The 766-nt window shown below is 64.5% G+C and carries 1 pseudogene; it reads left to right on the top strand.

Annotated features, from left to right (window positions below):
* A pseudogene (locus tag EOA60_RS35510) lies at window positions 1–766 on the top strand (DEAD/DEAH box helicase); the annotation flags it as partial.

Raw genomic sequence — 766 nt, 5'->3', positions numbered from 1 at the left:
GATCTATATGGACCTTGTACGCCATGGCCATGTCGATGAGAATTACATGGCCGAGCAGGTGCGGCGGGCCGACACCACGGATGGTGATATCGACACGCTGTCGCACCGGATCGCCCAGATCCGCACCTGGACCTTCGTCTCCAACCGACCGGGCTGGCTGGCCGATCAGCTACACTGGCAGGAAAAGACGCGCGAAATCGAAGACAGATTGTCGGATGCGCTGCATGAGCGGTTGACGAAACGCTTCGTAGACCGCAGGACTTCCGTCCTCATGCGGCGCCTTAGAGAAAATACCATGCCTGAAGCTGAAATCAGCCCAACCGGAACCGTGCTCGTCGAAGGCCATCACGTCGGCGAGCTGCAGGGTTTCCGCTTCACCGCCGACCAGAGCGCCGGCGGCGAGGACGCCAAGGCGGTGCGCACCGCTGCCCAGAAGGCGCTCGCGGCTGAGTTCGAGGCGCGCGCCGAGCGCTTCGCCGCCTGCGCCAACGGCGATCTGGCATTGGGCTCGGACGGTGTCCTGCGCTGGATCGGCGCGCCGATCGGCACCCTGGTTGCCGGCGACGAGGCTTTGAAGCCGCGCCTTGTGCTGCTTGCCGACGAGCAGCTCACCGGCCCTGCCCGCGACAAGGTCGCGGCGCGCGCCGAGCGTTTCGTCAATTTTCAGATCGAGTCGCTCTTGAAGCCGCTGGTCGATTTGAAGAACGCCGAGCAGCTCACCGGCATCGCGCGCGGCATCGCCTTCCAGCTCGTCGAGCATTTCGGC

The sequence above is a fragment of the Mesorhizobium sp. M1A.F.Ca.IN.020.06.1.1 genome, from assembly GCF_004023265.1.
In the GTDB taxonomy this organism is placed as follows: domain Bacteria; phylum Pseudomonadota; class Alphaproteobacteria; order Rhizobiales; family Rhizobiaceae; genus Mesorhizobium.
The sequence above is the reverse complement of the archived record's forward strand: the minus strand, read 5'-3'. Positions and strand labels throughout refer to the sequence as shown.